Here is an 11,470-nt window from a genome sequence, read left to right as displayed (position 1 = left end):
GCCGTTCGGCCCTCGCTGTTGCCGGTGCGACGGCCCTTGCCGGCGGCATCATGCTGCTGAGTGCGGTCAGCGCTCCGAGCGCCGGCGCAGAAGGCCAGCAGAAGTACTTCGTCTGCAAGTACACGACCACGCCGGGCGGCGGGGAGGTTCTTCAGACCGGTAACAACCCCATCTCTGTTGCCATTCCGGGCGGTGCCGCCGTGGGAGACCAGTTCGGTGACGCTCAGGATCTGTCCTTGGTGATTGGGTTGGACAACACCGGACCTGGCGGCGGCCAGAACGGCGAGCCGGCGCCCGAGTGCCCCGCCACGCTCCCCGGCGGCGGCGGATCCTCTTCGAGCACAGTGCCACCGCCGCCGCCGCCCACCACCAAGACGGTCAGCAACCCGGGCGTCACCAAGACCATCACGGCACCTGGCGGAGTCGTGACCCAGGTGGTCAACAACGGTGGCGGCGGTGCGCCTGCCGGTCAGGCCCAGGGGCCGATCCCGGCCGGTGTCAATGCCGGTCTGCACACCACCGACAGCAACGCCGGGCTGAGGGCGTGGGGCATCCTGCTAATGCTGCTCGGCGGTGCCGCCGGTCTCGTGTTCGGCCTGCGACCCTCCAGGGGCCGTGCGCACTGAGAAAGACCGCGTTCGACGAGCACTGATCGTTCTGGGGTCGGCCGCGGTCCTGCTCACCGGCGTCATCATCGCCCGTGAGACAGGACCGCGGACCGGCTCCGGTCCGCGTGCGAGTTCCGGTGCTCTACCAGCGGCGATTGCCGGCACCAAGCCGGACAACACCCAGGCGCCGAGTGTCGGCGCGGGCTCGGCGGGCTTGTCCGCGGCTGACCGGGCCGCGCTGGCCGCCGCCGTGCGGGCTGAGCAGATCGCCCGCCGACCGGGCGTGCCCGTCGCGCTCGACATCCCCATCAGCACCGCCAGCCACCCGAACGGCGTGCATGCGCGGGTGACCGCCAACGGCTTGAACGCCGATCGGACCCTGCACGTGCCCGACGACCCGACCACGGTCAGCTGGGCCAAGGACGATGCCGCACCGGGCAGCGCGCGCGGCACCACGATCCTCACCAGCCACGTCAACTACGTCATCAACGGTCGGCTGGTGATCGGCGCGCTGTCCGACCTCGCCGAGTACGCGAAGAACGCAATCGGCAAGACGTTCACCGTGCGTATGCGGGACTCGCGCGTCTTCACCTACCGCATCATCGCCGGCCGTGAGTACACCAAGGAACAGCTCGCGCGCGACGCCAACTTGCGCAAGACCCTCTACGACCAGAGCAAGGTTTACGGGCCGAGCGACAAGCCGTCCGGCCGGCTGCTGCTGGTCTCGTGCGGCGGCGCGTTCGACGAGTTCACCGGCGAGTACGAGGACAATGTGTTCTTGTACGCGCTGCCGGTGAATTGAACGCCCGCCTCACATATTGGCGGCGCTTTCTTCCACTTGGTCACGGCCGCCATTATCTGACCCGGTTGGCAGTAGCCGCACTGCGGCACGTCGATATCGAGCCAGGCCTCTTGCATTGGGTGCTCCTCGCCGACAGTTGCCGGCAGACAGGTGCGAACTCGACCAAACGCCGCTGGCCTCACACCCGCGAAACGAGCCGCTCAGCGAGTGCCCTCAGCGATTGCCCGCGATGGCTGATCGCGTCCTTCTCCTCGACCGACAGCTCGGCGCTGGTGCGCTCGTAGCCGGCCGGGGCGAAGATCGGGTCATAGCCGAAGCCGTTGGTCCCGCGTGGTTGCCGCACGATGCGCCCGAGCATCGTCCCATCGGTCAGGATCTCGCCCGCATCGTCGACGTAGGCAACCGCGCAGACGAACGCGGCACCCAGCCGCTCATCCGGAACATCGCCGAGCTGATCGAGCAGTAACCGCAGGTTGGCCTCGTCGTCGCCGTGGCTGCCCGCCCAGCGCGCCGACAACACCCCCGGCATGCCGTTGAGCGCGTCGACGGTGAGGCCGGAGTCGTCGGCGACGGTGGGCAGACCGGTGTGCCGGTGCCCCTCCCGCGCCTTGATGAGCGCGTTCTCGGCGAACGTGGCCCCGCTCTCGGGCACCTCGTCGTAGGGCTCGACGTCGTCGAGTCCGAGAACTTCGACGTCAGGCAGCGCGGGCACCAGGATGCGGCGCAGTTCGGCCAGCTTCTTCGGGTTGCGGCTGGCGAGCAGGATCTTCACCCCTGCAGGACCTCCGTCTGGATGCGGCTGAGTTCGGCACAGCCCGCGACCGCGAGATCCAGCAAAGAGTCCAGCTCGTCGCGCCGGAAGGGGACCCCCTCGGCGGTGCCCTGGACCTCGACGAACTCGCCGCCGCCGGTGATGACGACGTTCATGTCGGTTTCGGCGCGGACGTCCTCTTCGTACATCAGGTCGAGGCGCGGCTCGCCGTCGATGACGCCGACCGAGACGGCCGAGATCGACCGGGTCAGAGGTTCCGGACGGGCCAACGCCCCCTTCGCGGCGAGCCAGGACACGGCGTCGGCGAGCGCGACGTACGCGCCGGTGATGGCCGCGGTCCGCGTGCCGCCGTCGGCCTGCAGGACGTCGCAGTCGATCGAGACCGAATTCTCGCCGAGCGCCGAGAGGTCGATCGCCGCCCGAAGGGATCGGCCGACGAGCCGCGAGATCTCGTGCGTGCGGCCGCCGATCTTGCCCTTGACCGACTCACGGTCGTTGCGGGTGAGCGTGGCGCGCGGAAGCATTGCGTACTCGGCCGTCACCCAACCGAGGCCGCTGCCCTTGCGCCAACGCGGTACGCCCTGCTGAACCGAAGCGGCACAGAGGACCTTCGTGTCGCCGAACTCGACCAGCGCGGAACCTTCGGCATACGCCTGCCAGTTACGCGTGATGGTGACGGGACGAAGCTGGTCGTTGGCGCGACCGTCGGGGCGAGGCATCTTCCGACCTTATCGACGGTGCCGGACAGGACTCCGGGGTGCTCCCGGTGCGACCCGCCCTACCCGAGCGCGGCGCCGGTCGAGACACTGGAGGAGTGCAACCCGTGCGATCCGACTCAGCGGCGGAGGCGTCCGGTGTATCGGTGGCCGACGCCGCCCGCCGCATCGGCGTGGCGACGTCGACGCTGCGCACCTGGGAACGTCGTTACGGCCTCCAGCCGAGTGCACGCACCGCCGGGGGGCACCGGCGCTACACCGCGGCCGACCTCGCGGCCCTGCAGAGACTGCGGCAGCTGGTCGACACCGGTATGCCCACGGCCAGTGCGGCCGCGATCGCGACCACCGACGGTCGCGGGACGCGGCCTGCTCCGGCGCCCGCGGGTACGGAGAAGCTGGCGCACCAGTTCAAGCTGGCCGTCGAGCGGCTGGATGCGGCGGGAGCCGCCGGCGTGGCGGCCAGGATCATCGACCGGATGGGCGTGATCGCGGCGTGGACCGACGTCTTCACGCCCCATCTGCAATCCGCCGGCGAGCACTGGGAGAGCACCGGCGAGGGCGTCGAACGCGAGCACGTCGGCGCTTCGGCAATCCGGGCCGCGCTCGTCCGCCACACGATGCGGCGGACCGACGCGTCCGCGCGGCCCCGGTTGCTGGCTGCGGCGACGCCGGCGGAGGCCCACGCGCTGCCGCTGGATGCGCTGGCCGCCGCGCTGGCTGATCACCGGATCGGCAGTGTGGTCCTGGAGATGCTGCCCGCCGTTGCCGTGCATGCGGCGGTCGAGGACATCCGGCCGGATGTGCTCGTGTTGTGGGCGCGCAGCCGGGACACCAGCGACGAGGCGCTGTTGGACAGCGTGGTGAACCGCGTGCCGTTCGTGGGTGCCGCTGGGCCGGGGTGGCTGTCACGGCGGCTGCCCCGCTCCGTCGTGCACCTCCCCGACCTGCCGGCGGCGGTCAACGCGGCGCGGGCCTGGTCGAGCTGACCGGATAGTCGCGTGACGCGCGCTCGTCGCGCGGACGGCCTCATGTGGCGTCGGGAGCTTGATCGAAATCGACCGTGATGTCCTCGAAGCCCTTGGCCCGTGCGGCTTCGGCCTGCTGGGTGTAGCTCGCTTCGTCGGCCGGGGTGAGGTCGACGTCATCGGTGAACGGCGTCATGAGCGCCCTGGGGTACAGACCGAGTGAGCGCACGGTGTTGTACTCGACGGCCAGCACGACGATGACTGACTCGAGGTAGAGCCAGGCGATCAACCCGAGGACCAGGGCGAAGACGCCGTTGGTCTCGGTTGCGTGGTTCACCACATGCCCGACGTAGATGGCGCCGACGTACTGGAGCACCTGCCAGAGCAGCGCGGCCGCAACCGCCCCCGGAACGGTCTGGCGCAGGCTGATCGGCCGGGACGTCGCGATGCGGAAGGCGACCGTGAACACGGCTGCGTTGAGGGCGAACGTCACCACGCCGATGACGATCTTGGTAGTGAGGCCGAACCCGTGGAAGATGCTGCCCAGGGCGGCCAGGGCGGTCGTGCCCAGCACCGCCACGCCGACGACGCAGAGCAGCGCCAGGCTGCGCAGCCGGCTGGCCAGCGGATTGGGCCGGCTGTTGCGGGGCACGCGCCAGATCGTGTTCATCGCGTTCTGGGCCGCCTGGGCCACCCCGAGCCCGCCGTACAGGGTGCCGATGATGCCGATGGCGAGCCCGACCCCGCTGCCGCTCATCCCGTGCGGATCGGACAACTGGGTGCCGACGACGGGAAGCTGGCCGACCGCCGAGTCGAGCACCCGCCGCTGCAGCCCGGGATCCCCCTCGAGCACGAAGTTGAGGATGGTCGAGGACAGCAGGAGCAGCGGGAAGATCGACAGGAAGCCGTAGTAGGTGATCAGCGCGGCCAGGTAGTTGCCCTGATCGTCGGCGAACTTGTAGACGACGGCGATCGGCAGCCCGGCCCTGGGATGGGTGCGTTGGAAGCGGTCGAGCCGCTGCGCGAACGCCATCGTGCACTCTCCGTTCATAGGGTCGCCGGTATCGAGCAGCATTCCCTGCCAGGCGACGCCAGTGACGTGCACGCCGGTTGCCAGCAGCCCGCGCGAGAGTTGCCGGCATGACATACGCAATCGAAGCCGAAGGCATCACCAAGCGCTTCGGCGACACCCACGCACTCGCCGGCATCGACCTCGCCGCCCGGGAAGGGTCCGTCCTCGGCGTGCTCGGGCCCAACGGCGCCGGCAAGACCACGGCGGTCCGGATTCTGGCGACCCTGCTCCGGGCCGGTTCCGGGCGGGCCACCGTGGCCGGCTTCGACGTGGCCACCCACCCGCAACAGGTCCGCCAGCACATCGGGCTGACTGGTCAGTTCGCCTCGGTCGACGAGGACCTGACCGGCATGCAGAACCTGGTCATGATCGGCCAGTTGCTCGACCTGTCCACTCGTGACGCCAAGCTGCGAGCCCAGGAGTTGCTCGACTTTCGAACTGGAGGAAGCGGCGGACCGCGTCTCGAAGACGTACTCCGGCGGCATGCGGCGCCGGCTCGACCTGGCCGCGTCACTCGTCGGCCGGCCGGCGATCGTGTTCCTCGACGAGCCGACGACGGGGTTGGACCCGGCCCGGCGCGAAGCGATGTGGGACGTCGTGGGGCGCCTCGTCACCGACGGCTCGACGGTGCTGCTGACGACGCAGTACCTGGAAGAGACCGATGCGCTCGCCGACGAAATCACCGTGATCGACCGCGGGCGGGTGATCGCCCACGACACGCCGCTCGGACTCAAACGCGAGATCGGCGGCCAGCGGCTCACCGTGCGCCCGAGCGAACCCGACCGGCTCGACGACGTCCGCGCCGTACTCGCCACCGTCAGCGCCAAACCGATCGAGCGCAGTGGACGTGACGCCGTGAGCGTCGCCGTCGACGGCGACCAGGCCCTCGGCGCCGCAATCGAGCGGCTCAACGCCGCCGGCATCAGCGTCACCGAACTGTCTTTGCACCTGCCCAGCCTGGACGAAGTGTTCTTCACGATCACCGGCCAGCGCGTGGAGTCCGAGGAGGACGCAGCATGACCGCCCCCACCCTGACCAAAGCGGCCCCGCCGGGCGAACTGCCGGCAGCGGCCGCGATCACCCCGCACACCTCGATGCGCCGCAACGTCCTTCATGCACTCGTCCTGGCCAAGCGCAACCTGGTGAAGACGACCAGGACGCCCGAGCAGCTGATCGACGTGACCATCCAACCGATCATCTTCCTGCTGCTCTTCGTGTACGTCTTCGGCGGCGCGATCGGTGGATGTTCGCGGCACGAGTATCTGCAGTTCCTGCTTCCCGGCCTGCTGGGGCAGGGCATTGCGATGGGCAGCATCGCCCTCGGCCAGAACATGAACGCCGACATCGAGAAGGGCGTCTTCGACCGATTCCGGTCCTTGCCGATCGCCCGTACGGTGCCTCTGGTCGGAGCCGTGGTCGCCGACTTCATGCGGTACCTGATCCTGTGCGTCATGTTCCTGGGCTTCGGCAGCGCGATCGGGTTCCGCATCGAAACGAACGCGCTCGCCCTGCTCGGTGCGGTCGCGCTGGCGATCGGCTTCGCGCTCTGCTTCTGCTGGTTGTCACTGTGGGTCGGCCTCAAGGCCCGCACGCCCGGCAGCGTCCAGGGGATCATGTTCCTGTTGATCTTCCCGCTGTCCTTCGGCAGCTCGTCATCGGCCGCTATCGACTCGGCGGCAAAACGCTCGGCCAGCTCGGTGTCCCCGGCGAACTAGTCGGCGGCGCGTAGGGCAGCGGCGCCGTCGCCGGCCAATCGCTCGAACCGGTGGGCGTCGACCTCGGCTGCGTCGATGACCAGGCGGTATCCCGCCTGCGATTGCAGGACCGCGCCCGCGTCGCCCAGAGCTCGCCGCAGCCGCGACACCAGAGTCTGCAGCGCGTTCGTCTCGTCGGCCGGCGGCCGGTCCCCCCAGACCGTGTCGACCAGCACCCCCAAGCCGACCGGCCGTCCCGCGTCGAGGGCCAGGCGGGCGAGCAGCGTGCGCACGCGGGTGCCCGCGACGTCGACCGGCACCCCTGCGTCGTCACGGACCTCGAGAGGGCCGAGCACCGCGATCTGCACGGGTCCACTGTCCCACGGGCCGCGCCCCCTTCCGCTCGTTGCAAGATCCACGGCCTGCCGGTGATGACTCGCAATCCGGACACGGCAGGATCGACCCATGCGTTCTGAGACCATCACGATCCGCACCGGCGCGGACGCCCGCGTGCACGACCTCACCGACGACTGCGCCGGCTTCGTCGACCGCGAGAAGGACGGGCTCCTGCACGTCTTCGTGCCCCACGCGACGGCCGGCCTGGCCATAATCGAGGCGGGTGCCGGGAGTGACGACGACCTGCTGACCGCCCTGGACGACATCCTCCCGCGCGACGACCGTTGGCGACATCACCACGGCAGCGCCGGGCACGGACGCGACCACGTGCTGCCCGCCTTCGTGGCGCCGTCGATGACGATCCCCGTGCTGGGAGGCACACTGCAGCTCGGCCGCTGGCAGTCGATCTGCCTGGTCGACACGAATGTTGACAACGCCGAGCGCACGGTGCGGCTGTCGTTCCTTACGGGCTGAACCCGCTGAGCCTCAGATGGTGAAGACGGCGCCCGGGAAAGCGAGCTCCACCGGACCGTCGTAGGCGTCGGCGGCTTCCTCGCACGCGCTCTGCGGCGAGTTCCACGGCGGGACGTGCGTGACGATGAGCCGTTCCACGCCGGCCTTCTCGGCGTGTTCGCCGGCCATCCGGCCCGTCAGGTGCAGATCGGGCACGAACTCCTCGTCCACGCCGATGGAGGCCTCACACAGCAGCACGTCCGCGGCGTCGGCCAGCTCGACGAGCTCCTCGCACTCGCCCGTGTCGGCCGAGTACACCAGGCTGCGGCCTCCGTGCTCGATGCGGACAGCGTTGGTGGGCGTGGGGTGGTTCATCTGTGCGTAAGAGACGCGGAAGGGGCCGAGCTCGCCCGGCGTCGGCGTGGCGAAGGTGAAGATCTCGTGCAGGCTGAGCTTGCGGGCCAACGGGTCGTAGGCCGCCTCGAGACGATCCCGCGTGCCGGGCACGCCGACGATCGGGATGCGGGTCTCGGCTCCGCCGGACCGGTAGCCATCGCCCCCGTAACGCAGCCCGACGATATAGGCGGTCAGGTCGATGCAGTGGTCGGCGTGCAGGTGGGAGATGACGATCGCGTCGACGTCGGTCGGGCGCAGGTGACGCTGCAGCGCGCCGAAGGTGCCGTGACCCATGTCGAGGACGAGGCGGTAGCCCTCGGCCTCGACGAGATAGCCCGAGGCGGGCGAATCCGGCCCGGGCACACTGCCCGAGCAGCCGAGAACGGTGAGTTTCACCGGGCACCTCCGTACGCAGCCGCCACAGCGGCGATCTCCGGGCCGAGGAATCGCGAGCCCAACCGGGCGAAGGGCGACGTGTCACCCGTCGCCCGAAACAGGTGCCGCGGCGGCGCCGTGTCATCGGGTCGAAGCAGATCGTTGGCCAACAGCATGCGGTAGACGTCCTTCGCTGTCTCCTCCGCACTCGAGACAAGCGTGACGGACTCGCCCATTACGACCGAAAGCAGCCCGGTCAGTAGGGGGTAATGCGTGCAGCCGAGGACGAGGGTGTCCACCCCCGCGGCGTTCAGCGGGGCCAGGTACGACTCGGCGAGCCCGAGCAGCTGGCGGCCACTCGTCACGCCCCGCTCGACGAACTCCGCGAAGCGCGGGCAGGCTGCGGCGGTGACCGTGACCCCCGGCGCCGCGGCGAAGGCGTCCTGATAGGCGCCGCTGGTGATGGTCGCCACGGTGCCGATCACGCCGACCTGCCCGTTCCGAGTGGCGGCGACGGCCCGGCGGACGGCGGGCAGGACCACCTCGACGACGGGCACGTCGAACCGCTCCCGGGCGTCACGGAGGCAGGCCGCGCTCGCACTGTTGCAGGCAATCACCAGGGCCTTGACGCCCGAGCCGACCAGCTCGTCCATCACCGCCAGCGCGTTCGAGCGGACCTCGGCCAGCGGTTTGGGGCCGTACGGGCTGTTGGCCGTGTCGCCGACATAGTGCAGCGCCTCGTGCGGCAACTGGTCGAGGATCGCCCGCGCGACGGTGAGGCCACCGACCCCGGAGTCCATGATCCCGATCGGAGCGTCGGTATCCGGCACGCTCAAGCCTCGCTTCGCTCGGTTGAGCGGCAGAGCCTGGGCCTGATCGTTCGCTCGCTGCGCTCGCTCACGAGGGGTCACGATACGGCCGGGCGGCCCGGCAGCCGCGTCGCGCCCCCGCGGGGGTGAAGCAGGGCACCGGCCGCCACGCCGGCCGCGAAGCCGCACACGTGCGCCTGCCAGGAGACGTTGGAGTTCAGGGTCGGGAACATCCCGAACAGCAGCGTGCCGAAGAACACGAGGACGAGTACCGCAACGATGATCCACTTCAGGTTGCGGGAGAAGTACGCGCGGGCCAGCAGGTAGCCCAGCCAGCCGAAGACCATCCCGCTCGCGCCGACGATCACCGAGTGCCCCGGCCCGACGAGCCAGGTGAGCAGGCCGCCGCCTATGACGACCAGCGCGGTGACCGTGGCCCACGCGCGCAGCCCGGACAGCAGCAGCACCCAGCCGATCAGGATCAGCGGAATCGTGTTCGAGAACAGGTGGCTGTAGCCGGAGTGCAGGAACGGCATCGTGACCACCCCCCACAGCCCGTCGACCTGGCGCGGTTTCACGCCGAAGCGGTCGTCCAGGTGGTAGTCACCGGCCGCGTTCACGATCTGCACGGCCCAGAGCACCGCGGCGACCGCACACATGACGATCAGGGCGCCGGACCAGCTCTGCGGATCGAACGGCGGCTCGCCGGCCGTCGACTCGTCGCCGCGCCGCAGGAACGGCAATCGGATCGGTGAACCCACGCGCTCGAGGGTAGGCCCCGCGGCTGAGGCATTCGTGCGTCCGCCGTCACAGAGCCGGCTGGGTCACCCGACGGCGTGCACCGTCACCGTGTGCCACCCCGTGGCGCCGGACGGGAACGGGTCTCGCACCTGGGGCGGCTGGACGTGGCCGGTCGCGTCAGTGGCGCGCACGCGGAGCCGGTGACTGCCCGCCGCCTGCGGGGTCCACGAGTACACCCACTGCCGCCACGTGTCCGACGAGGGGACGCGGGCCAGACGGGCCCGGTCCCACGGTCCGTCATCGACCTGGACCTCCACCCGGGAGACCCCGACGTGCTGATCCCAGGCCACGCCCGCGACGGCCACCGGGCGGCCGGTGCGGACCGCGTGGCCGGCTCGAGGCGTGTCGATGCGCGACTGCAACTGCAGGGGCGGCTCGGGCGACCATCCCTCCTCAGCCCAGTAGGCCCGCCGGGCCGCGTAGGTCGTCGCCTCGATGCCGACGATCCACTTGCAGGCCGACACGTAGCCGTAGAGACCGGGCACGACCGTCCGGGCCGGAAACCCGTGCGCGATCGGCAGCGGCGCGCCGTTCATGCCGATGGCCAGGAGCGCGTCCCGGCCGTCCATCACGACGTCGGTCGGTGCGCCGAACGTGTAGCCGTCCGACGAGTGCAGCAGCAGCTGGTTGGCGCCGGGACGCACGCCGGCCTCGCGGAGCAGATCGGCCAGCCGGATCCCGCGGAACAGCGCATTGCCGACCAGCTCGCCGCCCACCTGGTTGGACACGCAGCACAGGGTGATCCACCGTTCGATGATCGGACGGGAGAGGACATCGGCGTAGCTGAGTTCCAGCTCGGAATCGACACGGCCGAAGATGCGCAGCCGCCAGGCGTGGGGGTCGATCTGCGGGACGGTGAGCGCGGTGTCGATGCGGTAAAAGTCCTTGTTCGGAGTGGCCCACGGCACCCCGCTGGCGCCGAGGTCGACGCCAGTCGGCTGAGCCGAGTCACCGGTCACCGGCGGCAGCGTGACCTTCGCCCGGGCGCTCGCCACGTCGTAGCGGGTGTGCTGAGCCGTGCGGCCGCCGATGCCGCTCAGCGTCGCGAGGGCCGCGGTCGCCGCGCCGGCCTGGAGGAAGACGCGGCGGTCCGGCCGCAGGCCGTTCTCGGACCCGACCGGCTGGTCGACCATTCGGGAGCGCTCGGCGATCCGAACCAGCGCGACCAGCACAGCCGCCGCGGCGACCGTGCCGATCAGCGACGGGATGACATCGCTGCCGCGGGCCCCGTTCGCGGTCGCCGCGCAGTAGATGGCGAAGGCGCCGATCGCGGCGACGCCGGCGAGCCCGGCCACAAGGTGGCGCAGGGCCAGCACGCCGACGGCGGCGCCGACCGACGCGAGGACCAGGTAGATGCCGCCCAGCAGCAGGGTCTTGTCCGCGGTGCCGACGCTGTTGATCGTCGGCCGCTTCACCGATTCCGGGGTGAGGACGATGATGCGGTTGCCGACCGCGATGACCGGCGCTGCGGCCGGGCGGACGAACGCGGCCGCCAGCTCGCCCACCCCGACGGCGACGGCGGCGCTGAGCAGGCCCAGCAGGCCGCCGACCCACACCTTGGAGCGCACGACTTCATCGTGACAGCGCCGGGCGCACAGGGTGATTACCGAA

Annotated in this window: 12 protein-coding genes and 3 pseudogenes; 6 read left to right on the top strand and 9 right to left on the bottom strand. The window is 70.3% G+C overall.

Annotation, left to right across the window (positions count from 1 at the left end; all coding sequences use genetic code 11):
• Together ABR571_RS18240 and ABR571_RS18235 are read left to right on the top strand one after the other, a co-directional pair.
• Positions 1–626, top strand: a pseudogene (locus tag ABR571_RS18240) (hypothetical protein); the annotation flags it as partial.
• Complete coding sequence (locus ABR571_RS18235) at positions 616–1,410, top strand: class F sortase (RefSeq protein ID WP_409454631.1); 795 nt, start codon at positions 616–618, stop codon at positions 1,408–1,410. The pseudogene ABR571_RS18240 and the gene ABR571_RS18235, both read left to right, overlap by 11 nt.
• Positions 1,411–1,450: 40 nt before the next feature.
• Here ABR571_RS18235 and ABR571_RS18230 read toward each other — a convergent pair.
• From ABR571_RS18230 to rph, 3 genes and pseudogenes are all read right to left on the bottom strand, one after another.
• Positions 1,451–1,556: pseudogene (locus ABR571_RS18230) on the bottom strand (2Fe-2S iron-sulfur cluster-binding protein); the annotation flags it as partial.
• A gap of 32 nt (positions 1,557–1,588) precedes the next feature.
• Positions 1,589–2,182 (bottom strand): RdgB/HAM1 family non-canonical purine NTP pyrophosphatase, encoded by a 594-nt coding sequence (rdgB, locus tag ABR571_RS18225; protein WP_409454630.1) that lies wholly within the window; start codon positions 2,180–2,182, stop codon positions 1,589–1,591.
• Entirely contained in the window at positions 2,179–2,901 is a 723-nt protein-coding gene (gene rph / locus ABR571_RS18220; RefSeq protein WP_409454629.1) for a ribonuclease PH, read from the bottom strand. The genes rdgB and rph overlap by 4 nt, the downstream gene beginning before the upstream one ends.
• Positions 2,902–3,005: 104 nt before the next feature.
• Between rph and ABR571_RS18215 the strand changes: the two genes are divergently transcribed.
• A complete protein-coding gene (locus ABR571_RS18215) occupies positions 3,006–3,884 on the top strand; it encodes a MerR family transcriptional regulator (protein WP_409454628.1) in 879 nt (292 codons plus the stop codon).
• Between the two features lie 40 nt (positions 3,885–3,924).
• On the opposite strand, the gene ABR571_RS18210 is transcribed toward ABR571_RS18215, so the two are convergent.
• Positions 3,925–4,896 (bottom strand): YihY/virulence factor BrkB family protein, encoded by a 972-nt coding sequence (locus ABR571_RS18210; RefSeq protein ID WP_409454627.1) that lies wholly within the window; start codon positions 4,894–4,896, stop codon positions 3,925–3,927.
• Positions 4,897–5,003: 107 nt separating this feature from the next.
• Here ABR571_RS18210 and ABR571_RS18205 point away from each other — a divergent pair.
• Positions 5,004–5,955, top strand: a pseudogene (locus tag ABR571_RS18205) (ATP-binding cassette domain-containing protein).
• The gene (locus ABR571_RS18200; RefSeq protein WP_409454626.1) at positions 5,952–6,650 is read left to right on the top strand and encodes an ABC transporter permease; all 699 of its coding nucleotides are present in this window, start codon (positions 5,952–5,954) and stop codon (positions 6,648–6,650) included. The pseudogene ABR571_RS18205 and the gene ABR571_RS18200 overlap by 4 nt, the downstream one beginning before the upstream one ends.
• On the opposite strand, the gene ABR571_RS18195 is transcribed toward ABR571_RS18200, so the two are convergent.
• Positions 6,647–6,997 carry a winged helix-turn-helix domain-containing protein gene (locus ABR571_RS18195; protein ID WP_409454625.1) on the bottom strand — a complete coding sequence of 117 codons (351 nt, stop codon included), beginning with the start codon at positions 6,995–6,997 and terminating at the stop codon, positions 6,647–6,649. The two genes, ABR571_RS18200 and ABR571_RS18195, sit on opposite strands and share 4 nt — an antisense overlap.
• A 97-nt stretch (positions 6,998–7,094) precedes the next feature.
• Here ABR571_RS18195 and ABR571_RS18190 point away from each other — a divergent pair, with 97 nt between their 5' ends.
• Positions 7,095–7,499: a secondary thiamine-phosphate synthase enzyme YjbQ gene (locus tag ABR571_RS18190; RefSeq protein ID WP_409454624.1), complete on the top strand. Its 405-nt coding sequence runs from the start codon at positions 7,095–7,097 to the stop codon at positions 7,497–7,499.
• A gap of 12 nt (positions 7,500–7,511) precedes the next feature.
• Here ABR571_RS18190 and ABR571_RS18185 read toward each other — a convergent pair whose 3' ends face one another.
• The 4 genes from ABR571_RS18185 to ABR571_RS18170 all read right to left on the bottom strand — a co-directional run bounded on the left by ABR571_RS18185 (position 7,512) and on the right by ABR571_RS18170 (position 11,427).
• Positions 7,512–8,270: an MBL fold metallo-hydrolase gene (locus ABR571_RS18185; protein WP_409454623.1), complete on the bottom strand. Its 759-nt coding sequence runs from the start codon at positions 8,268–8,270 to the stop codon at positions 7,512–7,514.
• A complete protein-coding gene (gene murI, locus ABR571_RS18180) occupies positions 8,267–9,049 on the bottom strand; it encodes a glutamate racemase (protein ID WP_409454633.1) in 783 nt (260 codons plus the stop codon). Before murI ends, ABR571_RS18185 begins: the two co-directional genes overlap by 4 nt.
• A 107-nt stretch (positions 9,050–9,156) precedes the next feature.
• Entirely contained in the window at positions 9,157–9,819 is a 663-nt protein-coding gene (locus ABR571_RS18175; RefSeq protein WP_409454622.1) for a rhomboid family intramembrane serine protease, read from the bottom strand.
• A 63-nt stretch (positions 9,820–9,882) separates the two neighbouring features.
• Complete coding sequence (locus ABR571_RS18170; RefSeq protein WP_409454621.1) at positions 9,883–11,427, bottom strand: molybdopterin-dependent oxidoreductase; 1,545 nt, start codon at positions 11,425–11,427, stop codon at positions 9,883–9,885.
• Positions 11,428–11,470: the final 43 nt, after the last annotated feature.

This window comes from Jatrophihabitans sp., assembly GCF_046262535.1.
In the GTDB taxonomy this organism is placed as follows: Bacteria; Actinomycetota; Actinomycetes; order Mycobacteriales; family Jatrophihabitantaceae; genus Jatrophihabitans.
This window is presented reverse-complemented; position numbering and strand designations above follow the sequence as displayed.

What these genes read in the sequence shown, in the direction of transcription:
- rph (WP_409454629.1), bottom strand. Translation starts at nt 2,901, where the DNA reads ATGCCTCGCCCCGACGGTCGCGCCAACGACCAGCTTCGTCCCGTCACC.
- ABR571_RS18210 (WP_409454627.1), bottom strand. Translation starts at nt 4,896, where the DNA reads ATGGCGTTCGCGCAGCGGCTCGACCGCTTCCAACGCACCCATCCCAGG.
- ABR571_RS18200 (WP_409454626.1), top strand. Translation starts at nt 5,952, where the DNA reads ATGACCGCCCCCACCCTGACCAAAGCGGCCCCGCCGGGCGAACTGCCG.
- ABR571_RS18190 (WP_409454624.1), top strand. Translation starts at nt 7,095, where the DNA reads ATGCGTTCTGAGACCATCACGATCCGCACCGGCGCGGACGCCCGCGTG.
- murI (WP_409454633.1), bottom strand. Translation starts at nt 9,049, where the DNA reads ATGGACTCCGGGGTCGGTGGCCTCACCGTCGCGCGGGCGATCCTCGAC.